Below are 23820 nucleotides of genomic sequence, written 5' to 3'. Positions count from 1 at the left end.
TCCCACGTTCGCGCTGTGACCGGGACCGGGTTCCAGTTTCTCGCGGGGACTGCATATGAGGTGCGGGCCAGGATTGGAAGCGATGACATGCTGGTGTCGACGGAAGGGCGCTCCGGCCGCGTTTCCTTCGACCCCGTCGAGCAGGACAGGCATATCTCCATGCCTTCCGCGTTCACGGAACTCATGGATGCGAGCATCATGCGCGCCCGATGCCTATACGCGCGGCTCGCGGCGGACATGATCCTGGTCGATCCCCATCCCCAACGGCTCCGGGCGATGTGGGACGGCTTCGCCAAGCCCATGCTCCGGCCAGTGTTCCTATCGGAATCGACCGACGCTCCCTTGGCAAGGCTCCTCGGCGTGGACAAGGAAAGGGACCGGGCGGAACGCATGGTCCCGATGGTGGACACGCTCACGCCGACCATTCCTCCCGCCCCGTCCCTGAGGACCGTGGCCCGGGCCGTGGGCGACGTGCTGTTTCGCTGACCCTCACCTTCGCCGTGTTCGAGAACGGGAGGAGGGTCACATGGAGTCTGAGTTCGCGCAGACCATGCGCCCGGTCGTCGCTGGCGACCGCGAACCACGGGTCCCATCCGTGGCTCTCGCCCCACAGACAGGGCGCCCGGAGGACCGGCTCCAACTGCGCCATGTACGAGTCCATGCGCTCATACAGGCGGCGCTTGCGCCGACGCCACATTATCCTCGCCCACGACACGCACAAAGGCGCCGCCGGCAGCCATGCGAAACGGCCGTTGCCGGCCAGGAGCCATACGGCGAATATCAGCGTGCACACGCAGGTCAGCCGGACAAAGGAATGGCCGGCGAGGGGATACGGGGAGGGATCCTCCGGGGCCGTCAGCGTGACCTCGACGGGAAGAGCAACCATGCCCCCGCCTATGCGTCGCCCCATCAACCGCGGGGACGCATACGCCTAGTGAACGAAGCCGGGACACGCCCCATGCGGGACGCGACTCCCGGGCCGGGCGGGGGCTCGCCCCGGCAGGCCGCGTCAACGTGGACGCGTGTCGTGCGGGCATCGGAACGATGTCATTCGGCCGGTTTTTCCCTGTCGGATGCCGTCGACGCATATGGGGCGTCCATGGCACACGGCAGGCTGAGGAATTTCCTGGAGAGTTTCGACCCCCGGCTCCTTTCGGACGTGGGCGTGATGGACGAAGACGAGGCTCGCATGGTGGGAGAGAGTCTGGCGCGTCTGGCGAAACGCGAGGACACTCCGGCGGATCGTCGACTCATCCGACGCGCGGTGGCAGCGAGGTGGATCGACGGGAGTCTTGTAAGGGATCTGAGGAAAGCCAGAGCCATGAGAAACCCTCCCGCATGGTTTTCCTCTCATTCCGGCAAAGACTGGCTTCATCCCGATGATGGAAGAGATACCGCAGGCGACGGGAGTAAATGAATCTGCATGGCATCAGCAAGAAACGCCAAATCGGATGCCTGTTCGCTTCCGGATATTCTCCATGTGCAACAGAGGCGACGCTGATTGCTTTGAATCTTTTGCGCGGATGCTTATCCGCTCCCGATTCCGTCTCGACCATGACCTGAGCGAGTCTCGATGGTTCATCCAGAAGACCAGGGCCGTATATGGCGATGCGGATGCTCCTATCCTGGAAATCCTTTGCATGGGCCTTGGGGACATGCCGTCCTTTTACATACAGCGCGACTCGGCAACGGTAGCCCTTGGCCTGCAAGGAAATCGGATCGGCACCTCCGTCACTGATCACTTCCATCACAGCGTAGGGCTCGATGGCATCCGAAAGATCGCTGTTCCATATGACGGTTTCATCGGGAACGTAATCAAGGCGTTCAAAGCTGAGCAAAATCGAAGGCTCGCGACGTATCGACCGAACGCTGGTGAACAGACATAACAGCAATGAGACGCCAGACATGCTCAGGGAAATCACGTCAGCCAAATCCACATGACGAAAATACTGCAATTGCCAATGTGGCAAATACGTTTCATCGCCTTTCGAGACGCCTATGCAATTCGCGGACGCATGCAATGGGTGAACGAAGCCGGGACACGCCCCATGTGGGACGCGACTCCCGGGCCAAGCGGAAACTGACTAGACTAAGCCACAATCCCCCCGCGCGAGGGGTTGCGAAGCGGAAACAACACTAGGAGAACAGAGATGAAGAACAACAGGATACGCGCAGGCCTCGCCGCCTTGATGGCGGCGGGCTTGCTCGCCGCCACGCCCGGCATCGCATTCGCCGACGACACGACGCCACAGGATGCTGCCGGGGCGAACGACGGGATTATGGTCGCCTCCTCCAGGTATTCCGTTGAGGATTTGAAGGGTGTGTCCGCGTTTTACATTGATCATTCGGATGGTGGCACCATTCAACATCCTGTGGAAGGGTTCGACTACCGCAAGGCTGGCCCTTACTTGTTCCCATGGGATCCTCAGAACAATATTCACATTGGCCTGCGCGTTCCGCAGCAATCGCAGGGATGGACCCTTCGGACGAGCAATTATGCCGAGACGAATGGCGAGGTCCGGGTAGAAAAGACTCTCGTCGCTCCCGATGGCACCATCATCATCAACTACGTGTTCAAATTCGGGCTGCCTGGATCAATCAACACCGGTAACCTCTCCCAGGTTCAGGCGTGGAATGCGGACGGTTCCTCGGTGGGCTTCTCCCCCAGCGTCTACGAGTACCAGGTCAACGGGAACGTGACGTTGTCGAACCTGCCCTCGGGCTGGCAGGCGCGCATCAGCAACGGGGGCGGCGTGGGCAGCGTGTTCTTCATAGACCCGAACGGACTCGCCTCCAAGGACTACTACTTCTACGGCGGCGACGTCATCCTCGGCAACAAGCCCACCCCGGCACCGAAGCCGGACCCCAAGCCCGACTATTCGCAGATCGATTCCCTCGCCTCCCAACACAAGGCCGACCTGAAGGACGGCGAGTTCCTGTTCTCCCCCGCCTCCGGCGGCACGCTGGACGTGTCGGGCGGCAGCAAGGCATCGGATGCGAACGTGCAGATCTGGCAGGCGAACTGGTCGGACGCGCAGATGTGGACCGTGTCCCACGACGCCCAGGGCTACGTGACCCTGGCGAACAAGGGCAGCAACCTCGTGCTCGACGCACACGGCGCCAAGGCCGCCAACGGCACCAACATCGCCCAGCACGGTTCGAACGGCGGGCGCAACCAGAAATGGATCGCCGTCAAGAACCAGGACGGCAGCTACACGTTCCTGAGCGCCATGAACCCCCGGTTCGCGCTCGACGTGGCCAACGGAAGCAACGCGAACGGCACGAACGTCCGGCTCTGGACCTCCAACGGATCCAACGCGCAGAAGTGGCGGACGAACGCGTGGCCGACGGCTGACAAGGACACCGAGGGACGCAGCCCCGTCTACCGCCTCTACAATCCGCGACTGGGCGAGCACCTGTGGACGATGAGCCTGGCCGAATACAAGAAGCTCGTCAGGAACGACGGATGGAGGGGCGAGGACACCGCCTTCCACGCATGGGACAAGGACTCCAACACCGGCGACGAAGTGTACAGGCTCTACAACCCCCGCTCCGGCCGCCACCACCTGACCATGAGCGTCGGCGAACGCGACTCGCTCGTCAAAGGCCACTGGCGGTACGAAGGCATCGCCTTCCGATACAAGACCACCGACCCCACCATCTGGCGCGCCTACAACCCCGGCAACGGCGACCACCTATGGACCCTCAGCAAGAACGAATACGACAACACCACCCGCAACGGGTGGAGGGGCGAAGGCATCGCATTCGGCCAGGGCCGCGACAAGGCGAGGGAAGCCAGCTTCACCGACGTCGACGGGTCGACCCCGCACGCCCAGGCGATCGATTGGATGGACGGGAAGGGCATTTCGACCGGCTGGTGGGAGGATGACGCGAACCGCGCCTACAGGCCCTCCACACGGGTGACCCGCCAGGACTACGCGGCGTTCCTCCACCGCCTCGCCGGAAACAAGACCAGCGCCAGCACCGCGAAAACGTTCACGGATGTGACCGAGTCCACTCCGCACAAAGCCGACATCGACTGGGCCACCGCCGAGGGCATCATCACCGGCTACGGGGACAACACGTTCCAAGGCATGAGCCCCATCCAGCGCCAGGACGCGGTCGCCATGCTCTGGAGGCTCGCCGGCAGCCCCGAGCCCACGAAGGCGGCTTCGTTCACCGAAGTCAACGAGTCCACCCCGCACGCCAAGGCCATCGCATGGGCCCAGGAATCGGGCGTCGCCACCGGCATGCCCGACGGCAGCTTCGGCGTCGGCAAACCCATCATCCGCCAGGACATGGCCGCCATGCTCCAACGCGCCGACACAATCGTCAACGCCTGAGGCTGACCAAAAGGCAGAGAAAAGGCCTCGGTCTCTCTTCACCATAGAAGGGGAACCGAGGCCTTTCGCCTATCCGCTTATATCTGGCAAGCGGAAACGTCAGATGGACGGCCACTGATTCGTGCCCACATTGGTCGCGATGATGACCGCGAAGGACAGTGCGGCGATCGCGGCCAGTATCTCGAGGACGATGCGGGCCACCCCCCATGGGTCAAGCAGATAGAGACAAGAGGAAAGTATGTATAAGGGCCAATAGGCGACCGTCACCTGGACGAGGCTGTCCTGGCCACACATGGCAAGCATCACGATGTATCCGATCACGCCAGGAGCGGTCAGCAGGAACGCGTAGCGCAGATAGTAAAGGAAACCCATGCATGGGAATCATGCGTCAGCGTATTCGCCACGACATGATGAACAGCCATGTTAGAAGCAGGATCGCAAAACCCAGGCCTACTATTCTCCCTAGGTCCAGGGAGCTCCAATCGTAGAAGAACAAGCCCGCCACGGTGGCGACGGAGACGATGAATACCATCCACGAGGTCGCGTTGTCCGCCATTCTGTTCGCGGACTCATTGCTGGCCTCCACGTATCCTCGCATGGCTTTCGCATAATCCTCGATATTCTTCCAACGTGAATCCTCCGCGGACAAGAGGGGCGACATTCGGCTCCATGAGATGCGACCCCTGTAGGCGGACAGCGATCTGACCGCGGTCATGCCCAAAGGCGACTCGGAGACCATGTGCATCAACGCCTTGGTCTGCGCAAGCAGCAACGACATGAGGTTTTCCGACACCTTGCCCGTAAGATCCTCCTCCCCAACCGTCTCGGAGCGCGTTCTGGAGTGGTCCAGTATTGCGTTCCGCAACGGCTTGCGGAAGACACGGCCCGAGGTGCTGCCAAGACCATCGAGGATATCCCCGATCTGGCTCCAGAACCTTCTCGATTCGTGGTCGCAGACCACGAATCCCAGGGCCGTGTCATCGATGCATATGGTCATATCGTCCTTGCGAAGCCAGATGCAGCGCTCCGGTTCCGGGAACCGGGACAGAGGATCGCATTCCTTCCAATCCATCTTCCTCAGTTTTCGAAGCCTGCTCCCCCTGGTCCTTCCCACCGGTGGCATGTATCCGAGGTCGAAGCAGACAAGCTCATACAATCATGCTCGCCACGTTACGCGCCCTTTTCCACGCGTCCCTTGTTCTGTCCGCATAGCCTCCGCCCGGTCTTGGCCGACGGCTTGCTGTTTTTTGCCGCCGGCATGGAGGCCGGCCCTAGTCACGCAGGGTGCGTGGAGGGTTTCGCAGGACCATAGGGAGGTTTCATGCGAGTCAAAGACAGTAAACGCGAGGGCGGCGGCGTGTTGGGCCGGCTGGCCAAGCGTGCGCTGGGGGCCATGGTCGCGTTGGCGACGCTCCTGGGCGGCATGCTGGTGACCGGCACGGCGAACGCGGCGGGCCGCCTGCCATCCACGGGAGCCTCGTTCGCGGGCACCGTGTGGCACACCATCTACGGTTTCCCGGGCGTCACGTTCGACAGCCCGCTGGGACCGCGAGACGTGGGCATCATGCGCCGCGACATCGTCGACGGACATAATCTCAACTACTACTGCCTCGAATGGGGCGTCGACTATGGCGGCGGTCCCGTCGGCGGCGGCACGGTTTCCGATTACGGCATGAGCCCGGATTTGTACCGGATCGCTTTTCTGGCCCAGAAGTACCGCGATTCGAACGATCCGGTCATCCACGCGGCCATCGGCTTCCTCGTGCACGACAAGCTCGACCAGACCATGAACACGTGGCAGGGCTCCAAGGCGTTCATGCCCCAGCAGGCGGTAGACAAGGCCAAGGAACTGTGGGCCGAAAGCATCGTGGCCGACAAGCATGCGGAGGTCCAGTACAAATACACGACCGGCCAGCGCAAAGGGACCTACGAATTCACCGGGCTCCTTGATGCGAACAACAACCGGATCGTCGGGGAGAACGTGACCTTGCAGATCACCGGTCCGGCCCAGTGGGACCAGACGAAGGGCGACAAGATCACGTTCCAGTCCGGAGCCCAGCCGCAGACGTTCGCATGGACGGCGACCGGCGACGGCACCGTCAAGGTAGACGTGATGGTCAACCGCCCCCAGGGACAGAAGTACACGTGGCCCCAGCAGGACTTCTTCTTCGTCAATAAGGAAGCACAGTCCTCCCTCGGCAACATCTCCTTCCAGGTGAAGAACAAGTTCGATCTGAAGGTCACGACGGAGGCGTCGAACAAGTTCGAGCATGCGGGCGACACGCGTCCCGTGCATGACACGATCCACATGGAGGGCGCCGACGGGTTCGAGGACGAGGAGATCACGGGCACTGTCATCCTGAACTGGGATGGCAATCCGGTCGACGAGACGGTCGACCAGAAGGTGGAGAAGAAGTTCACCACGAAGCTCGTGCCGGAGATCCAGAGCCCGGAGTTCACTCCATCCGATTTCGGGTGGTCGAAGTGGCGTGCGGGCCGCTACTGGTTCGACGTGGTCATCCCCCAGCAGGGGCACATGGAGAAGGCCGTCGACACCGACGACCGGGAGCCGTCGGAGACGTGGGTCGTGGACGCGCCCCACATCACCACCGACGTGTCGAAGCGGGTCGTCGGCCTGAACGAGAAGTTCTACGACACGATCAAGATCGCAGGCCGCGTGGCGCGCGGCTCCTATGTGAAGGTGCAGGCGTATTCGGCGGTCCCCGACCTGCCGGACACGTCGGTGCCGCTCCTGTTGGACGAGCGGATCGACATCACCGACAAGCAGGCGGACGAAAGCTCCGAACAGGGGTCGTTCACGATCCAGACGAGCAAGATCAGCAGTCCGACCGAAGGCTACGTGTACTTCAAGGCGACCCTGTTCAACGAGCGGGGCGACCAGCTCGACAGCCACGACCTGGGCATCGAGACCGAGACCGTGCACGTGCTGCCCGTCGTCCTCACCTCGCAGGTGACCAAGGAGCAGGTGACGTTCGACCAATGGTTCGGCGACCGGGCCACCGTGACCGGCATCATCGAACCCGGCAGCTACGTCGTGTTCAAGGCCTACGGGCCCACGCTCATGGACCCGATCCTGCCCGACGGCACGGATAACCCGGCCGTCACCGCGCTGACGCCGCTCTACACGTATCGTGTGGACGTGACCGACAAGCAGGCGGCCGACAGCCATAACCGTCCCCAGACCTTCTACTCGAAGGCCAACAAGGATGGCAGCAGCGACGACTACGAGCGCTCCACCATGGTGTCCAGCAATGACACGCAGGAGGGCGGGTTCGTCTACTGGAAGGCCACCCTGTACGGGCCGGACGGCAAGGAGCGCGCCACCCACCAGCTCGGCATCCCCGAGGAGACCGTGCGCGTGGAGATGCCCACCATCACCACGCAGGTGAGCGACGCCGACGTATCGGTCGGCGACGCGTTCCACGACGTGGCGACCATCCGCGGCAAGGTGCCGCGCGGCAGCTACGTGACGTTCACCGCCTACGAGGCCGTGCCCGGCGACAGCAAACCCAACGAGGAGGCCGGCAGGATTTTGGACGAAGCCAGGGTCGACATCTCGGACCAGCAGTCCGACCAGTCGAACGTGAAGTCCGAGTTCGACGTGGTCAGCCCGGACGCGCACTCGTGGAAGTCCGGCACCGTGTACTGGGTCGCCACCCTGCACGCCCCGTCCGGCCAGGTGCTCGACAAGGGCAATCTGGGCGAGGAGACCGAGAAGGTGCGTGTGCGCGGCGGCGGCATCATCACGTCCCACGCGCAGGAGATGGGCGCCGTCGGCGGCCAGTTGTACGACGAGGTCACCATCTACGACGAGACCGTCGGCCACGAGGGCAACGGGTCCGGCAACTCGCATGACAACGCGAGCATGATCCCCGACGACGCGTATGTGATCGTGCGCCTGTGGCGCAACGACGGTCACAACGGACAGACGAAGGGGCAGATGGTCGGCCAGATCCGCCGCGACGTGGACCAGTCGAAGTTCATCCCGTTCGAAGAGGGCGGCGAGGCGATCGACGGGCGCACCAACCGGCGCGGCTACCAGACCATCAAGGTCACGGGCGAACAGTTCACCGTGCCCGACTGCCCGGCCGACGGGTACGAGAACCCGGGCCGGTACAATCCGTGCGGCGCGGGCATGTACTATTTCACCGCCACCCTGTACGGGACCGACGGGGCGACGCTCGACTACCAGGACTTCGGCGAATCCGGTGACGCGACCGACAAGGGATACCCCTCCGAGGAGCGCACGCCGGTGCAGAAGTACGAGACCGAGCGCGCGAAGAAATGGTTCAGCGTCAACTCGGACAACTACGCCGACAATACGATCAGCAGCTACGACATGCTCAAGCAGTGGGCGTACCAGGAGTCCGACGTGGACACCGGCAAGCTGATCGGCCAGACCGACCCGGGCACGCGCATGCGCTTCGAGATCTGGCGCGAGGACCCCGAATCCTCCAACGGCGACACCGACGTGAAGGTGTGGCAGGGCAAGGACTGGGCGCTCCCCGCCGTCAAGAGCGACATGGTGGGCTCCGCCAGCGTGAAACGCGACTGGCAGAAGCTCAAGAGCGAGACCGTCGACCTGAGCGACAAGGCGCTCTTCCCGGCCGGCACCTACTACTACCGGGCCATCATCCAGAACCCGGGCGTGGACACGAACCCGGCGGGCAACGAGTCGACGGACCCCGAGTACAATCCGATCGTCGACGGCAACAAGAACATCGTCTGGTATGACGCGAAGCGCGTGAAGGCGGAGAGCTTCGACATCCTCGAAGCCCAGTCCAAGAGCGTGGAGCCCCTGTGGACCAACACGATGCGAGTCGCCGACACGATCACCCTCACGGGCGTCATCCCCGAAGGCTCGAAGTACGAGGCGGAGATCTGGAAGGCCACCGAAGGATTGGACGGCCAGGTCACCGGCAGCGAGAAGGTCGCCAGCACCGGCCAGCAGCCCATCCCCGCGAAGGCCCTGGGCGACCACCGGATCGACCCGGTGACGTTCACCACCAAGTGGGTGGACAATCCGGGCGTCGGCTCCTACCAGTGGCGGTTCAAGATCTGGACCCCGGACATGAAGGGCGGGGCGCCCGAACTGAAGGACGGCTCGTTCAAGCCCGTGTCCGGCGGCACCACCGCCGACGACGCGGCCTACCTGGACGAGAACTGGCAGTCGGTCCCGCAGGACCAGGCGTCCAAGAAGCCCACGAACCTGAACGGCTACAAGGACCGTTGGCTGATCTTCGACGGCACCAAGGTCAGGGACGAGCATTTCGAAATCGTCCGCATCTCGACCGACGTGACGCTCGCCCCCACGTGGACGGACCCGATGATCAGCGGCGACAAGGCCGTGGACCCGGCCGGCAACAGCCAGACCACCCCGGACGGGGAGCATTGGGTCAACGTGAGCTACGAGGGCGCCGACATCAGCGACCACGCGGTCATCGAAGGCCACATGCTCGCCGGCTACCAGCTCGGCTACACGCTGTGGAAGCGGGCGCCGGGCGACGACCCGTCGAAGGACGAGAAGATCATGAGCACGCTCACAGGCGTGCTGCGGGAGGGCGCGACCGACCACAACAGCACCGTGTGGCATCTGAACAAGGGCGACTACGGCGACTACTACTGGCAGTTCAACTTCCGCAAGCCCGACGGCAGCGCGTTCGAAACCGACAGGGTGTCGGACGGGGAGACGAAGGCCAACGACGCGGCCAAACGCGTCAAGGCCGAGTCGTTCCACGCCGTGAGCATCACGACCGCGACCTACGATTGGGGCGCGGTGGCGAACAAGGTGTGGGACACCGCGTTCATCCACGGCAAGCTCCCCGAGGACGCGACCATCCGCTTCGACCTGAAGGACAAGGCGACCGGGGAGACCCTCCAGTCGACCAAGCCCGTGAAGGTCGGACACACGGATGCGAACGGCACCACGAGCATCGAAAGCCAGCACCTCACGCTCAAGCAGGCGGGCGACGTGTACTGGAGCGAGGTCGTCGACCTGCCCGGCAAGCACGACGAATCGTTCCACACGGGACGTGACGACCAGGAGCCCGAATCGCTGCATGGCATCAGCGTCGACACGAGCGTCGTGAGCGAGGTGATGGCCGAACAGTCGAACGTGCACGACACGAGCACCCTGGAGAACATCGCCGAGAACGACCGGCTCATGGCCAGCTGGGACCTGTACAAGGTCGACCAGAACAGCCAGGACCCGTCCAAGGACGAGTATGTGGCGACGGTCGACGGCAAGGGCCAGGCCCTGTCGATGGGCCAGACCGAGGCCGCCAGCCCCAGCTATGACATCCTCGCCAAGTACGCGAAGGGCGACTGGCGGAAGGCCGTCGGCGAATACTACTGGGTGATGCGCGTGTGGGACAAGAACCCGACCGCCAAGGACCATCGGCGCGACCTGTACGGCCAGCCGGGCGACAACGGCGGCGACGACGGCACGTGGGCCCCCTCCAAGCCGACCGTCACCCCGGACGGCGTGAAGCATCCGGGCAAGGAGTACCGGATCGTGCACACCGGCCAGAAGCGCGACAAGGAGGAGACGTTCCGCGTCATCCACGCCGAGACGAAGGCCGTGAGCGAGGACAAGGTCGGCGCCACCGTCGTCGACAAGGCCATCGTGCACGGGCCGGTCGCCAAGGGCACCACCCTGTCGTGGAGCCTCTACCGCGACGACTTCGACCCGAAGACCGCCAAACCGCTCGAAACCCACGAGGATTACGCGACCATCTCGGCCCAGCAGGCGGAGACCGCGCGCAAGACCGGCAGGGTCGAGATCCCCGGCCCCGAGTTCAAGACCGACAGGGTCGGCGCCTACAACTGGGTGCTTAGCCTGAAGCGGCCCGAGAAGGCGGACGAGCCCGGCGACAAGTCGGACCCGGACAACGACGGCCTCAAGGACACGGTGGAGCCGGACGCGATCTTCACGGACACGCTCGGCAACGCCAAGGAGACCACGCAGATCCTCGAGGTCACCACCAGCGCCCAGTCGAAGGCGCAGGCGAACGTCTGGTTCCATGACACCGCGCTCATCAAGGGGCATGCGGTCGCGGGCACGCAGGTCGAGTTCGAACTGTGGCGGCGCGCCTACGACCGGAACGGCAGGCTCCTGCCCGTCGAACAGGACAAGCACGTGCTCACCACCAGCAGGGTCACCCTGAACGGCGGCGAGACCAGCGTGGACTCCCCCAACGTGAAGGTCGCGGTCAACGGCGACTACTACTGGGTGGAGAAGGTGTACAGGCCCACCGACCAGACGAACCCCAAGTCGCCGGTCGAGGACCAGCCGTTCCACGTGGGCGCCAAGCGCCTGCCCAACGAGACGACGGTCGTCAGGGGCGGCCTGCCCGCCACGGGCGTCGCCGGACTGGCCGCCGGCCTGATGGGCGTGCTCCTGCTCGCCGGACTGGGCCTCGCGGTCGCCCACAGCAGGCGGCGCAACGACTGACCGTCCCGCGGGCGTGACACGGCGCAGGTTTCCCTAGACCATGCGCCGCGCGCCCCCGGGGCGCGAAGCCCCCTGGAAGGGGCGGCGGCCGGAACCGATGTTCCGGCCGCCGCCCCTCCCCTTTATTCCCGGAAACACGCGGCGGCCATCCCCCCGCCCGTGGCCGCATAGCCGGGCCGTCGCAAACCGAATGCCATTGGAAAGGACATCATGGCTCCTCGCAAACTCACCATCATCACCGCCTCGCTCGCCGCGATCGCCAGCATGGCCGCCGCGCCCGTGGCCGCCATGGCCACCCCGGCGCCGGACGGCGCCAACCTGGACGGCATGAACGTCAGCACGGTCGCCGAACGGGCGACGGCGCCCGCCGCCACCCTGAAGGACGGGCTGACGATCACCCCCATGAAAATCGACTTCACCCAGGACGTGCATGACGCGGAGGGCCACCTGTACGTGCCCATCACCGTGAAGGTCACGAACACGACAGCCAACGACGAGACCCTGAACCGGGCCACCACTTTGGGCGGCGGCCTCGGCAAGGAGGCCGTGTGGGACAAGGACCACACGCCCCAGCCGGCGGACATCAGCCAGTTCAAGGCCGTCGCCGGCCAGGACGCGGCCGATGACGCGGTCGCCAAGCCGGGCGACAACACGTTCACGTTCGCCTTCCAGGTCGACGACTACAACGGCCTCTACCTGACCGCCTCGGATGCGAACGGGCGCGTCCAGGGCTACTGGAACTTCGACAAGAACGGCGACTACCAGACCGCCCCCCTCGTGGAGGACGGCGATCCGAGCGCCCTGAACGGCCTGCGCGTCGCCTACAAGGTGGACGGCGACGACCAGTTGTACACGCCGAGCGGCTTCGACCCGACCAAGACCGGCGAATGGCACATCGCCAAGGACGGCAGGCTCGTCGACCTCGAGGACAAGGCGTACGAGAACGCCGCCCTCATCCAACGCCTGAAGGACGCGGGCTGGCAGTACGTCGTCAACCAGCGCGCGGACACCACCACGTACACGTTCACCATGGGCGCCACGAAGGTCGAATGGCGGATCGTCGCCGACCTCGACTCCCCGGCCAGCCAGGCCCCCGACTCCCTGACCGACGCGATCACCATCACCGCCGGCACGCAGTCGTTCCACGGAGACCAGTTGAAGGACGCGAACCTGGCCGTCAAGGACGGCAGGCCGGCCTCCGTCAAGGTCACGGGCGTGCCGGACGGCTGGACCGTGAAGGACGCGGCCGCGCCGGGCACGCCGCAGAAGGTCGACTTCAAGGCGTACGGGTTCACCGACGCGGAGCAGGCGGCCCTCGGCAAGCTCGCCGCCGACGACAAGGACGGCAACCCGAGCGCCCTGTTCGACCCGACGGTCACCGACACGTACGCGGGCGCCGACAGCGGCCGTCTGACCTTGGAAAGCGCCGACGAGACCATCACCGTGAGCGCGGGCAGCATGGTCGACAAGGACGGCAACCCCACGCAGGACGAGAAGCTGATGGTCGCGGAATCGTTCATCGTGCGCGGCGCGGAGAGCGGCAAGACGCTCATCCACACCATCCACTACAAGGACGCGCCCGAGGCCGCGTGGACCATCGACCAGTCCAAGTACGGCGAGGACGGCGTGACCGTCACCCTGACCGACGGCGCCAACGCCTACTCGTGGAACCTCACGTGGACCGCGAAGGACGACGGCAAGAACGACGGGACGGTCGATCCGAGCGTGCTCGCCGAACTCGAGGGCATGGGCCTGGAGGCCGACGGCAAGCCGGTCGACTCGTTCGCTCCCACCGACCCGAGCAAGGTCACCCAACTGGCCGGCAGGCCGGGCAGCCTGCGCCTGACCGACGTGCCGGACGGGTGGACCGTCGCGGAGAAGGCCGAGCCGGGCACGGTCATCCCGGGCACGGACACCCTGGACGCGCGCATCACCGCCGTCACCGTGTCCAAGGACAATGCCTCCGACGTGGAGGCGGACGCGAAGGGCGACGCCCCGCAGGCGGGCACCGTGTTCCTCACCATCCACGCCGCGAACACGGGCGACGAGGACAAGGACCTCAAGGACCTGACCGTCTCCCAGGATCCGCTCGGCCTGCAGCGCGTCAACGGGTTCGACGACAAGACGGCCGTGCCGGACGGCTTCCAGGCGGACGCGGACACCATCGTCCCGGCGGGCGGCGAGACCACGGTCACGCTCGCCTACGCGCTCTACGACGATTCGAGCGACCTGACGGTCGGCCTTGACGGCATGAAGGACAAGGCCACGCTCCCGCTCGAGGACATGGACGCCGCCGAAGACACGGAGGCGGGCGTCGTCACGATCGACCCGGCCGCGCTGAAGGCCAACGGCGCCACCATCCACCTGACCCGCGATGCCTCCGACGACAACGTCGCCTACCAGGTGTCCTGGCCCGACGCCGCGAACGGCAACGCGGACAAGGGCAAGGACAACGGCATGGATGCGCTGGCCGAGACGGGCGTCGCCGGCGGCGTGATCGCCGGCATCATGGGCCTGCTCGGCCTGGGCGGCATGGGTCTGAAGCGGCGCAGCCGCGAGTGACCCCTCGCATGAAACCCCTTCCCTAGGATCCCCCGCGGGGGCGGGGCCCGAAAGCCCCGCCCCCGCCCTCATATCCCCTCCGCACAACGTTAAGGAGATGACCGGTTTGAACCCGATCCCCACCACCAAGACGACCGCCATGCTGGCGGCCGTGGCCATGCTCGCCACGGGGCCCCTCGCCCTCCCCGCGACAGCCATGGCCGAAGACATCCCATCCACGTTCCAGTCGCGGGCCGCATTCCAGCCGGTCACCGTCGACGGGCTGACCGTCGACGCGATAAGCGCGGACCTGACCGGAGTCAAGGACCATGACGCGGCCGACAAGGGCGTGGGCGTGGTCGCGCTCGCTTTGAGGAACACGACCGACAAGGCGATCAGGCTCGCGGAACGGTTGAACGTGACCGCGGGCCAGAACGGCGTCGACCTGGCGGAAGGCTCGTGGGACGACGCGCATCCCATGCCCGACGGCGTGACCATGCTCGCGGACGCGACCATCCCCGCGAACACGGAGAACCTGACCGTCAGACTCGCCTTCCAGGTCACGAACCGCGACGCGATCGACGTGACCCTCAAGGGGTTGGACGGTTCGACGCTCGCCACCCAATCCTTCACGTCGAAGACCGTCAGCGAAGCCAGGACGAAACTCGACCAGGCCATCGCGGCGGGACAGGCGCGCCTCGCGGACGGCGTCGAATACACCGAGGCGTCCCGCACGGCGTTGCAGACCGCCGTCACCCAGGCGCAGGGTCTCGCCGGGGATGCGACGGACGAGGCGTGCGACAACGCGAGGCAGGCCATCGAAACCGCGGTCGCGGGACTCGTGGAGCAATCCTCCGCCGACCTGGACGCGGCCATCGGCAAAGCCGAGCAGGCGGAGCGGAACAAAGCGAAGTACACCGCCGACTCGTGGACGCCCGTCCAATCCGCGTTGGATGCGGCCAGGGGGCTCGGAGACAAGGCGACCGGCGAGCAGAAGGCGCAGGCCGCGCAGACGTTGGAGGCGGCGTTCGCCGGCCTGGAAAGCCAGGCCCACTCCGATCTGAACGAGAGGATCGGACAGGGGCGGGCCCTGCTCGACTCCGACCGGGATTGGACGGACGCCAGCCGGACGGGCCTGGAGACCGCGGTCACGCAGGCGGAGGGCACGCTCGGCGAACCCGGCGACCTGACCGCCGACGCGGCGCGCCAGGCGGCCCGCAAGGCCCTCGAAACGGCCATCCAAGGCATGGCGACGAACGCGCAGCAGAAACTGAGGGATGCGGTCAAGGCGAACGAGACCCGGCATTCGAACCGGGCGAAGTACACGCAGGCGACCGCCGACCCGTTCGAAGCCGCCTACGCGGACGCGAAGGCCAAGCAGAACGACGGGACGCTCACGGACGGCGCGTACGACGACGCGCGCATCCTATTGGAGACCACCGCCTCGGCGCTCGTATCCAAGCAGTGGGACCGTCTGGACGCGAGCGTCACGGCCGCGCAGGCGGCGTTCCAAGGCCAGGACTGGACCGACGACACGAAGACCGTCTACCAGACCGCGCTCGACGCGGCCACGAACGCGTTGGAGGGCGACAGGCAGGACCTGAGCCTGGACGACGCGCGGTCCAGGGCCGCCGACACGCTCGACAAGGCCGTCGAAGGCCTCGAGACGAAGGGGCAGAAGGACCTGCGGGACGCGTTGAAGGACGCGAAGGCCAAGAGCGGCAAGCAGGCCGAGAAGAAAGGCGAAGCCTACGCGAAGGACTCCTACGAGGCGTTCGAACAGGCCGTCAGCATCGCGGAAGGCATCCAATCCAACAAGGAGGCCACCGACGAGCAGCGCCACGCGGCCGCCGCGAGCGTCCGCAACGCGATCGCAGGCCTCGTCGTGGCCTCCTGGAAGGTCGACGGCACCAAACTCGAAGCCACCGCGGACGGGTTCGCCGGACACATCAAGGTCGACAAGGCCACGGCCACGCTCACCGCCACCGGCAGCGACGACAGCACCGTCAGCCTGCCCATCGCCGGAACCATGGACGAGCATCCGCTCCTCGGCGTGACCGTCACCACCGGCACGTTCGCCGGCGGTCCGAACATCAGCGTGGAGGCCGAATGGACGACCGGACGGGAGATCACCGCGGGAGACGGCAAGGTCCGGTTCGAACTGACGGACGGCATGTGGACCGCGCGCCTCGCCAACACCACCCTGGATGAATCCAACAAACCCGCCGTGGACACGGTGCGCCTCTCCGACGGGACCACGCTCACGTTCACATGGGCCGAACCCACCACCACGCGGGGCGGCAACGACATCCTCTACGTGCAGCGCGCCGGCGTCGCGCAGGGCGAGTCGACGGGCGGCACGGCCCGCGTGCTCATGGACGCGCGCCGCGGCTACCAGCCGACCGCCGGCCTCACCCTGGAACGCACCGGCGCCGACGGGAGCACGCAGACCCTGCCCATCGCGGACGCGAAGGACGTCAAGGACCTGCCCGCGAGCATCGACATGCCCACGCTCGCCCACACGCTCGCCGGCGACGCGTACAGGATCGCCGTCAAACACGGCGCCGACGTGACCGACCCGACCATCGAACACGGTTTGGAGGCGGGCGGCGTGCGCACGTGGACCGTCACGTTCCCCTACCGGGCGCAGGACGGCACGCAGGCGTCGAAGACCATCATGGTGCGCCAGGCGTTCGAACAGGCGCCACGTCAGAGCGACAACCCCAAGGCCGCCCTCGAGGGCATCCAGGTCAACGGGAGGCTGATCGACGGGTGGGATCCCGACGTCCTCGAATACACGATCACCGCGCAGGGGGACGAACCCTACAGGGTCACGCCCACCCCGAAGACCGGCCAGTTCGTGTCGGCCGGCGCCCTGCGCCAAACCGCGTACACGAGCGTCCAGGAGTGGACGGTCAGCATGGACGGCCAGTCGCGCGTCTACCGGGTGACCGTCGTCCGCCCCCACACGGAGCAGACCGCCGACGAGGAATTCGCGCCCGAAGCATCCAAGGACATGGGCGGCGACGCGACGGCCCCCTCGGAGTCGACCGCCACGCTGAAAAGCATCGGCATCCTCGGCAAGGACGGCAGGTACGTTCCCCAGGAGTCGGACGAGTTCCAGATCCCCGAGGGCTCGAGGCTCGCCTACGAGTCCTACGAGGGGCAGACCGTCGTCGAATCCAAGGAGCGCGTGCGCGGCATGACCTGGCGGCACACGTTCGACGTCCTGTCGCCCGACGGCGCCACGTCCGGCACGCGCACGGTCACCGTCACCTACCTGACCGAACGCACCCACCGGGCCGAGCTCACCGGCATCATCGTCGACGGCCAGCCCGTCGAAGGCTTCAAACCGGACCAACGCGAGTACACGGTCAAGGTCAACGACCCCAACCAGTACGTGGCCAGCCCCCGGTTCGACAAGATGACCGGCATGAGCGTCAGCACCGTGAAGAAAGGCACGGACAGCATCATCACCGTCACCAGCGCCGACCTGCTCCGACAGGCCGAATACACGGTCCACGCGGAGCGGAAACCGTCGAACCCATTGGCGGAGACCGGCGTCAAGGCCGGGCTCACGCTCATCGCCATCGCCATCCTCGCCGCCCTCGGCCTCGGCGGCGGCATGCTCGCCAAACGGCTCAAGGCCCGCAGGAGCGGCGGAACCGGGACGGAGCCGGAGCGGCCGTCCGGCGACACCACTCTGGAAGCCTAGCGATCAGCCTCCGGTCCTTTCCAAAACAAGGGCCCGTCCTCCCCGGCTAGGGGAGGACGGGCCCTCTTCGAACATGATCCGGGGACGCATGACAATGGCCATGAACAGCAGAGCGAAGGAAATCCCCGCAAACCTCGGCGTCGGCGCGAAGGCCGCCGCCCGCTACATGGGACAGGGCGGCTGGTACGACGTGGACATGATGCTCGCCGACTGGCGGACGGGCGACCACGAGACCCCGCTGCGCGCCGTCGAATGGTGGAGCCCCACCCTACACCGTCAGATGATGGCGTATCTGCGACGCCGCCCGTGGGATGAGATCGGCCTGTTCCGGCTCGTCCGCGACCGGCAGGAGCGCATGGGCATGCCCATCCTGCCCCCGGCGGACGGGAACGGGAAACGCCGCCGCCGCAACCATCATGCGAAGGCCGACGCGGCGGCCGTGGACGCGGCCCTGGTGCGCCTCCAACTCGCCAAGCCCTCACTCTGAGCCGACCATGGGCGCGCGGCGCGCCGCCGCCAACGACAGGCGCACCATGCCCCAGGCCTCCTCGAACGACAGTCCCCCGCCCAGGCGCGACATCACCTGGAGGGCCGCCGACAGGGCGAGCCTGTCCGACTCATCCAACCGTGCGAGCACACGGCGCGCCCCGTCCAGCACGCGCAGATCCTCCTCCAACGCCTCGTGCGCGTCCAACAGGAGGCCGGCCGGCTCCCGGTCCATCATGCGCGCCGCCAGGTCCACGCGCGCCATCACATCATCCATGCGCGCCCGCATGCGTCACCCCAGCCACAAACCCTCCAACCGGGTTGGCAGCCGCCACGAGCCCGCGCCCGGCAATCCCAGACGCTCCCCCAGACGCTCCATGTCCGCGCGCATCCACCCGGACGGGTCCGGCCTGCCCTGCGGCATGGGAGCGTACCCGTCGTCGCATCGGACCGCCGTCATCCAATCCCGGGCGCGGCCCGCATGCTGGCGGGGCCGGCCGGCGCACAGGCGGCGCAGCGTCGGCTCCAGCACCATGCCGGGGCTCGCGTCCAGCCAGCACACGTGCGTGTCCTGGCAGCCGGGGTGGGCGAGCATCCGGTCCCACCGGCGGAACTTGGCCTCCAGGCTCTGGTTCGCGCTGGCGGTCAATTCCACGCACACCACCTGCCCGGAACCGTCGACCAGCTGGAGGTCGGGGCCGCCATGCCCCATGAGCGGATCATGGGCGAGCAGGTCGAAGCGTCCCCACGCCTCCCCGCACGTCAGCCAGCCCGCCTCACGGGCGTGGATGGCGAGGCTGGCGCAGATGAGGTTGTGCCGGTCGTACTGGCGCATGCCGCGCAACGGGCCGGGCCCCAGGGACGCGGTTTCGACGGGCGTGAACCCCAGGTCCGCCAGGTCGGGCGCGATGTCCGCGTGGGCGGGCAGGCGGACGGCCATGAACATGGCGGTCCTGGGCGAATAGCCGCCGCCCAGGTCGATGCGGACCGGGAACCCCAGGTCCACGAGCCTCAGGCTGGCGAGGGAAAGCCAGGCGAGGGCTCGCGGCCCGGCCGGCAGTCCCGGGTCGAGCGCGTGCGCCTGCCGGGTCGTCAGCGTGCGGTGCGAGTGCGTCAGGCCGAGCATGCGCAGGGCGGGACCCCTGTGCGAGTCGAGCCATGCGCGCGCCGTCGTGGGATCGGGCAGCCATGCGGGCGGGGCGGCGAGCCGGCAGTCCCACCAGTTGAGGCTCGTGCCCGCCTGCCACCACGTGGGGTCGAAGGGGTCGAATTCGTCGCTCATGCGCCGGGTCTATGCGCCGGTGTCCGAATGGCGGACATGCCGGGAGGCGTTGCCTCGCAACGGTTCCCGACCTCCGCGTCCGTTCGCCGCGGGCGTATGCGTCGAACGGACGCATACGGGTCATTCGTGGACACCAAGAAGACAACGCCTGCGCGCGGAAGCATGGCGATAAGCACCCATGACTACGAGAGGATCGTGCGACGCGCCGCCGACCCCCATCGCCCCAACAGCAAGGCCAACCGGCTCGACAAGCTCCTCAGAAACCCGCCCCGCAGCGAGGAGCTCGTCATCGAATGGATCGAGGAGCAGGCCTGCAAATGCCTCGCCAAGGGCCTGACCATGACGCCCGCGCTCCTGACGAGCATCTGCAACCGGATCAGCCTCGAGGTGCTCATCCACAAAGGCCTCGACGTGCCCATCCGCCTCGTGCGCGCCGCCAGCCGCTACGGCACGCTGCGCGCCCGGATCGAACAGGAGACGGGGCACGTCGACCCGCGCATGGAGCCCCTCATCTGGAACCGGGCCATCGACCGGTACATGCGCGAACAACAGGCCAAGCTCGAAGAGGGAAGCATCAAGACCATCACCACGCTTCCCTACGCGGACGGCACCAGCCCCGTCACCGGCAAACCGCTCGCCGGCGGCGGACTCCACGGATGGAGGCAGGCCATCGGAGAGCGTTCCGCGGACAGGATGCTCTCCTGCGACAGCGACCAGGACTGGCTCAACGCCAGCCACGAGCACGATCCCGACGGCACGTTCAGACCCGACGCGCAATGGATGCAGGAGCACGGCATCACCCGCCAGATGGCCATGCGCCTGACCGACGGGGAGCTCGAGGCCATGGGCATCGACCCCCGCGCATGGCATGACGCCGACCCCAGGGGGCGCGACGAGAAGACCCTCGCCCTGCTCCTCGGCATCGACCCGCTGGCCGCCATCCTCCATCACCGGCATCCCGGCGACCCCACGGGCGCGCTCGCGACGCTCGGCTGCCCCCCGGACACGGCCGTCACGCTCGTCGAATGGGCGCGCCTGCGCCTCGACCATCCCGCCGCCGGCCGGGAGGACACATGGACCATGGCCTGCCGGGCCACCCACAGCCCCATGGCGGGGGCGGACGGCCTGCGCGCGGCCGAACGCATGCTCCAGGCCATGGTCGACCGGGTCACGTGGACCGCGCGCGGCATCGACCGGCTGACCGGAGGCGTCGCCGACCAGTTGGCGCCCGTGCTGGGGGACGCGCGCAAAGCCCAACGGCTCGCCGACCGGCATCCCGGCATGGACGCGGCCCGCATCCTCGAAACCCTCGGCATCGACCCCATGCTCGCCCGCACCGGCCTCGCCTACCAGCGGCTGCGCGGCCGGCACCCGGGCATGGACCCCCGGAGCGCGTGGGCGCGCGCCGCCGAGGCGAACGGATGGCGTGACGACGGGAGGGGACTGTCCGACTGGCTGATCGCCATCGAAGCCCTCCGGCCCGTCGGACCAAAGGCGAAGGCGGGCATGAAGGCATAGCGGGAACGCATGCCCTTCAACCCATTCGCCCAGAAAGACGACGACACGAGGCCCCGCCCCCGGGACACGACCGGGAGCGGGGCCTCCACGTCCCCACGCCCCGTCGAAACGACGGCGGACACGGGCGAGGCCTTGGACGACTGGGACAAGGCGTGGATGGGCGCGGCGCCGTCGGCCGACGCATCCGAAACCGCCGCGGCGGCACCGGACAAGGAGACCGGCGACAATGCCGTCGAGGACGACGGGTGGGACTCTGCATGGGCCACGCCGGCACCGCGGGAGGACCAGGGCGATGATGCCGGGGACGAACACGACGACGCCATCGTCGAGGACGACGAATGGGACGCGGCATGGGCACCCACGGGCCCGCAGGAGGCCCCCGGCGGCGAAGGCGGCGAAGACGCCGGCGACAAGGGCGACGAGCCCGCGGAACGGCCGGAAGAAAACTATCCTATGCCCGCCGGCGACGGTCCGGCCGCCCCGGGGAGGGAAGCCTCCATGGACGACGCCGGCTGGGACTGGGCGGAGCCAACCATGGAGGACGACCCCGCCATGGACAAGGACGACGACGAGGATGCGGGCGTCGACTGGCGGAACATGATCACCGGCGCGGGGGCGCCCGCCGCCGACGCCGGCTTCGACTGGGGCGACAGCGCGGACGACGACCGGGACGGGAACGACGGGGAGGAGGACTCCCCCGCGCCAAGGCCACGCAACCCGTTCAAACGCCTCGCACACCGCCGCGCGGACACGCACGAGGCCGTCACGTCCGACGACGAACAGAACGAACCCGACCCCGCCGACGGAAACAAGGAAACCTCCGACGGCAGGCCGGAGGACATGCAGGCCACGGCCGACGCCGGCTGGGATTGGGACGAACCCGACGACCGGGACGACGATGCGGACACGCACGCGGCCGACGACGAGGACGGGGAGCCCGACGGGGAACCGGAGGCCCGGGATGCCACGACCGGGGACGAATGGGACTGGGACGAGGAAGCCGACGACGAAGAGGAGACCGGGCATCCCCGCGGTCCGGGCGTCCCCGCGCGTCTGCGCGCCCTCCTCCACCGCAGGGACGACGGATGCGGAGAGGCGTCGGAAGATGGGGAGCCGGACAATCCCGACGAAGAACCGTCGGACGACGAAAACCCCCGCGAAGACGACTGGGAAGACATCCTCGACCCCGACGAAGAATCCGACGGTCCGGGCATGCGCCTGCCCGGTGGAAAAGCCATCATAGGACTCGTCGCAGGCCTCCTGACGGTCGGACTGTCCATCGGGGGCGTCTGGGCCTGGCATGGCCACCAAAAGGCCATGCAGGCCCGGCAGGAACGCCAGACCGCATGCGAGGCATACGCGCGTGCGCGCGCCGACTGGACCGGCCTCGCCCGGCAGGCGGAACGACTCGACGTGGAGACCGGCAGTACTCCCGCCAAGACCTGCCCGGGGGACCCCGCCAAGGCGAAGAGGAGCCTGGAGGAGGACGTCGACCGGCTCGAGGACGGGATCGCGAAGGCCGCAGGCGAACAATGGGAGAAGACCGCCGCCACCCTGTCGAAGCTGCCCAAGGACAAGCCGTCCGCCGGCAAGTCGACGCTCGCGAAGGCCGCGGCCCTCGCCAAGCAGACGCCCAGGGACGCGGACGGGCTCAAGGACCTCGAACGGGAGGCGAAGACCATCCTCGACCAGGCCGCCAAAGAGCAGAAGGCGGCGGACGACGCGAAGAGGAAAGCCGACGAGGAGGCGAAGCGCAAGGCGGACGAAGAGGCGAGGAAGAAGGCCGAGGAGGAGGCCGCAAAGCGGCAGCAGGAGCAGGCGGCCACGCCGGCCCCCACATACACCCCTCCCTCCTATACGCCCACATACACGGCGCCTACCCCCCAATACACAGCCCCCCAACAGACCACCCCAACTACCCCCTCTACGCCGACGCCGGCACCCCAGCCCGCGCCATCCGGAAACACCACCAGCGACCTCTGACGGATGCCGCGCCCATCCACGGCGGATGAGACGGGCGCGGCACCCGGAACGAAGACGAACCCGCTCCCAGAAGGCAGCGGGGCGAATTCCCCGCGGCCCAACCGGGCATGGCGCCCCCGGTCGAATCCGGGCATGACGGAAGCACGGGGGGCATGGATGCTCCGGCCGCGGAAACGCCGGGACGCCCTCGTCTCCGGATCGTCGGCCAACAGCCACACAACGGATCGGGGAAGGCTTCGACGACCGCCCGGCGGAACGGGGCTCCGGGGAGAGGCCACCGCCACGAGGGGCGGCGGGTCGCCGGGAACGGGCCTCCATGGAGGAGCAGGGGCCGCCAAAACCATCCACGCGGAGGACGTGTAGTCATTGCCCGCGCATCACCGCCCCGTGACTGCCTGGTGCAGTTGAAAACCACCAACGTTGATGGAATTTGTAACTGCACCCGTGCAGTCATATGCAGTTTGGATGCAGTCACGAC

General features: G+C 66.9%; 14 protein-coding genes. 8 read left to right on the top strand and 6 right to left on the bottom strand.

Going from position 1 to position 23820, the window contains the following annotated elements:
• Positions 1–87 precede the first annotated feature (87 nt).
• On the top strand, positions 88–486 hold the full coding sequence (locus AC1AUD_RS00070; protein WP_476570913.1) for a hypothetical protein: 399 nt from the start codon (positions 88–90) through the stop codon (positions 484–486).
• On the opposite strand, the gene AC1AUD_RS00065 is transcribed toward AC1AUD_RS00070, so the two are convergent.
• Positions 413–886, bottom strand: a complete 474-nt coding sequence (locus tag AC1AUD_RS00065; protein WP_476570912.1) for a hypothetical protein — start codon at positions 884–886, stop codon at positions 413–415. The genes AC1AUD_RS00070 and AC1AUD_RS00065 overlap by 74 nt on opposite strands.
• Before the next feature lie 364 nt (positions 887–1250).
• Positions 1251–1931, bottom strand: a complete 681-nt coding sequence (locus AC1AUD_RS00060; protein ID WP_476570910.1) for a hypothetical protein — start codon at positions 1929–1931, stop codon at positions 1251–1253.
• A 219-nt stretch (positions 1932–2150) separates the two neighbouring features.
• Between AC1AUD_RS00060 and AC1AUD_RS00055 the strand changes: the two genes are divergently transcribed.
• Positions 2151–4343 (top strand): RICIN domain-containing protein, encoded by a 2193-nt coding sequence (locus tag AC1AUD_RS00055; protein ID WP_476570908.1) that lies wholly within the window; start codon positions 2151–2153, stop codon positions 4341–4343.
• A 99-nt stretch (positions 4344–4442) separates the two neighbouring features.
• Here the strand turns inward: AC1AUD_RS00055 and AC1AUD_RS00050 are convergent, their stop codons facing one another.
• Positions 4443–4715 carry a hypothetical protein gene (locus tag AC1AUD_RS00050; RefSeq protein ID WP_476570906.1) on the bottom strand — a complete coding sequence of 91 codons (273 nt, stop codon included), beginning with the start codon at positions 4713–4715 and terminating at the stop codon, positions 4443–4445.
• 16 nt (positions 4716–4731) lie between these two features.
• The gene (locus AC1AUD_RS00045; RefSeq protein ID WP_476570904.1) at positions 4732–5340 is read right to left on the bottom strand and encodes a hypothetical protein; all 609 of its coding nucleotides are present in this window, start codon (positions 5338–5340) and stop codon (positions 4732–4734) included.
• A 324-nt stretch (positions 5341–5664) separates the two neighbouring features.
• On the opposite strand from AC1AUD_RS00045, the gene AC1AUD_RS00040 reads away from it, so the two are divergent.
• From AC1AUD_RS00040 to AC1AUD_RS00025, 4 genes are all read left to right on the top strand, one after another.
• Entirely contained in the window at positions 5665–11817 is a 6153-nt protein-coding gene (locus AC1AUD_RS00040) for a hypothetical protein (protein ID WP_476570902.1), read from the top strand.
• A gap of 210 nt (positions 11818–12027) precedes the next feature.
• The gene (locus AC1AUD_RS00035; RefSeq protein ID WP_476570900.1) at positions 12028–14379 is read left to right on the top strand and encodes a hypothetical protein; all 2352 of its coding nucleotides are present in this window, start codon (positions 12028–12030) and stop codon (positions 14377–14379) included.
• Between the two features lie 97 nt (positions 14380–14476).
• Entirely contained in the window at positions 14477–18073 is a 3597-nt protein-coding gene (locus AC1AUD_RS00030; RefSeq protein ID WP_476570898.1) for a coiled-coil domain-containing protein, read from the top strand.
• Between the two features lie 100 nt (positions 18074–18173).
• Entirely contained in the window at positions 18174–18560 is a 387-nt protein-coding gene (locus AC1AUD_RS00025) for a hypothetical protein (protein WP_476570896.1), read from the top strand.
• On the opposite strand, the gene AC1AUD_RS00020 is transcribed toward AC1AUD_RS00025, so the two are convergent.
• Together AC1AUD_RS00020 and AC1AUD_RS00015 are read right to left on the bottom strand one after the other, a co-directional pair.
• Positions 18552–18836, bottom strand: coding sequence for a hypothetical protein (locus AC1AUD_RS00020; protein WP_476570894.1), 285 nt, complete (start codon positions 18834–18836; stop codon positions 18552–18554). The two genes, AC1AUD_RS00025 and AC1AUD_RS00020, sit on opposite strands and share 9 nt — an antisense overlap.
• A gap of 15 nt (positions 18837–18851) precedes the next feature.
• Positions 18852–19841 (bottom strand): hypothetical protein, encoded by a 990-nt coding sequence (locus AC1AUD_RS00015; RefSeq protein ID WP_476570892.1) that lies wholly within the window; start codon positions 19839–19841, stop codon positions 18852–18854.
• Between the two features lie 162 nt (positions 19842–20003).
• Here AC1AUD_RS00015 and AC1AUD_RS00010 point away from each other — a divergent pair, with 162 nt between their 5' ends.
• Both AC1AUD_RS00010 and AC1AUD_RS00005 read left to right on the top strand, forming a co-directional pair.
• Positions 20004–21359 carry a hypothetical protein gene (locus AC1AUD_RS00010; protein WP_476570891.1) on the top strand — a complete coding sequence of 452 codons (1356 nt, stop codon included), beginning with the start codon at positions 20004–20006 and terminating at the stop codon, positions 21357–21359.
• 9 nt (positions 21360–21368) lie between these two features.
• The gene (locus tag AC1AUD_RS00005; RefSeq protein WP_476570889.1) at positions 21369–23342 is read left to right on the top strand and encodes a hypothetical protein; all 1974 of its coding nucleotides are present in this window, start codon (positions 21369–21371) and stop codon (positions 23340–23342) included.
• Positions 23343–23820 lie beyond the last annotated feature (478 nt).

This window comes from Bifidobacterium sp. LH_730, assembly GCF_056355835.1.
The sequence above is the reverse complement of the archived record's forward strand: the minus strand, read 5'-3'. Positions and strand labels throughout refer to the sequence as shown.

What these genes read in the sequence shown, in the direction of transcription:
- AC1AUD_RS00030 (WP_476570898.1), top strand. Translation starts at nt 14,477, where the DNA reads ATGACCGGTTTGAACCCGATCCCCACCACCAAGACGACCGCCATGCTG.
- AC1AUD_RS00045 (WP_476570904.1), bottom strand. Translation starts at nt 5,340, where the DNA reads ATGACCATATGCATCGATGACACGGCCCTGGGATTCGTGGTCTGCGAC.
- AC1AUD_RS00015 (WP_476570892.1), bottom strand. Translation starts at nt 19,841, where the DNA reads ATGAGCGACGAATTCGACCCCTTCGACCCCACGTGGTGGCAGGCGGGC.
- AC1AUD_RS00050 (WP_476570906.1), bottom strand. Translation starts at nt 4,715, where the DNA reads ATGGGTTTCCTTTACTATCTGCGCTACGCGTTCCTGCTGACCGCTCCT.
- AC1AUD_RS00005 (WP_476570889.1), top strand. Translation starts at nt 21,369, where the DNA reads ATGCCCTTCAACCCATTCGCCCAGAAAGACGACGACACGAGGCCCCGC.
- AC1AUD_RS00025 (WP_476570896.1), top strand. Translation starts at nt 18,174, where the DNA reads ATGAACAGCAGAGCGAAGGAAATCCCCGCAAACCTCGGCGTCGGCGCG.
- AC1AUD_RS00010 (WP_476570891.1), top strand. Translation starts at nt 20,004, where the DNA reads ATGGCGATAAGCACCCATGACTACGAGAGGATCGTGCGACGCGCCGCC.
- AC1AUD_RS00035 (WP_476570900.1), top strand. Translation starts at nt 12,028, where the DNA reads ATGGCTCCTCGCAAACTCACCATCATCACCGCCTCGCTCGCCGCGATC.
- AC1AUD_RS00055 (WP_476570908.1), top strand. Translation starts at nt 2,151, where the DNA reads ATGAAGAACAACAGGATACGCGCAGGCCTCGCCGCCTTGATGGCGGCG.
- AC1AUD_RS00065 (WP_476570912.1), bottom strand. Translation starts at nt 886, where the DNA reads ATGGTTGCTCTTCCCGTCGAGGTCACGCTGACGGCCCCGGAGGATCCC.
- AC1AUD_RS00020 (WP_476570894.1), bottom strand. Translation starts at nt 18,836, where the DNA reads ATGGATGATGTGATGGCGCGCGTGGACCTGGCGGCGCGCATGATGGAC.
- AC1AUD_RS00070 (WP_476570913.1), top strand. Translation starts at nt 88, where the DNA reads ATGCTGGTGTCGACGGAAGGGCGCTCCGGCCGCGTTTCCTTCGACCCC.
- AC1AUD_RS00040 (WP_476570902.1), top strand. Translation starts at nt 5,665, where the DNA reads ATGCGAGTCAAAGACAGTAAACGCGAGGGCGGCGGCGTGTTGGGCCGG.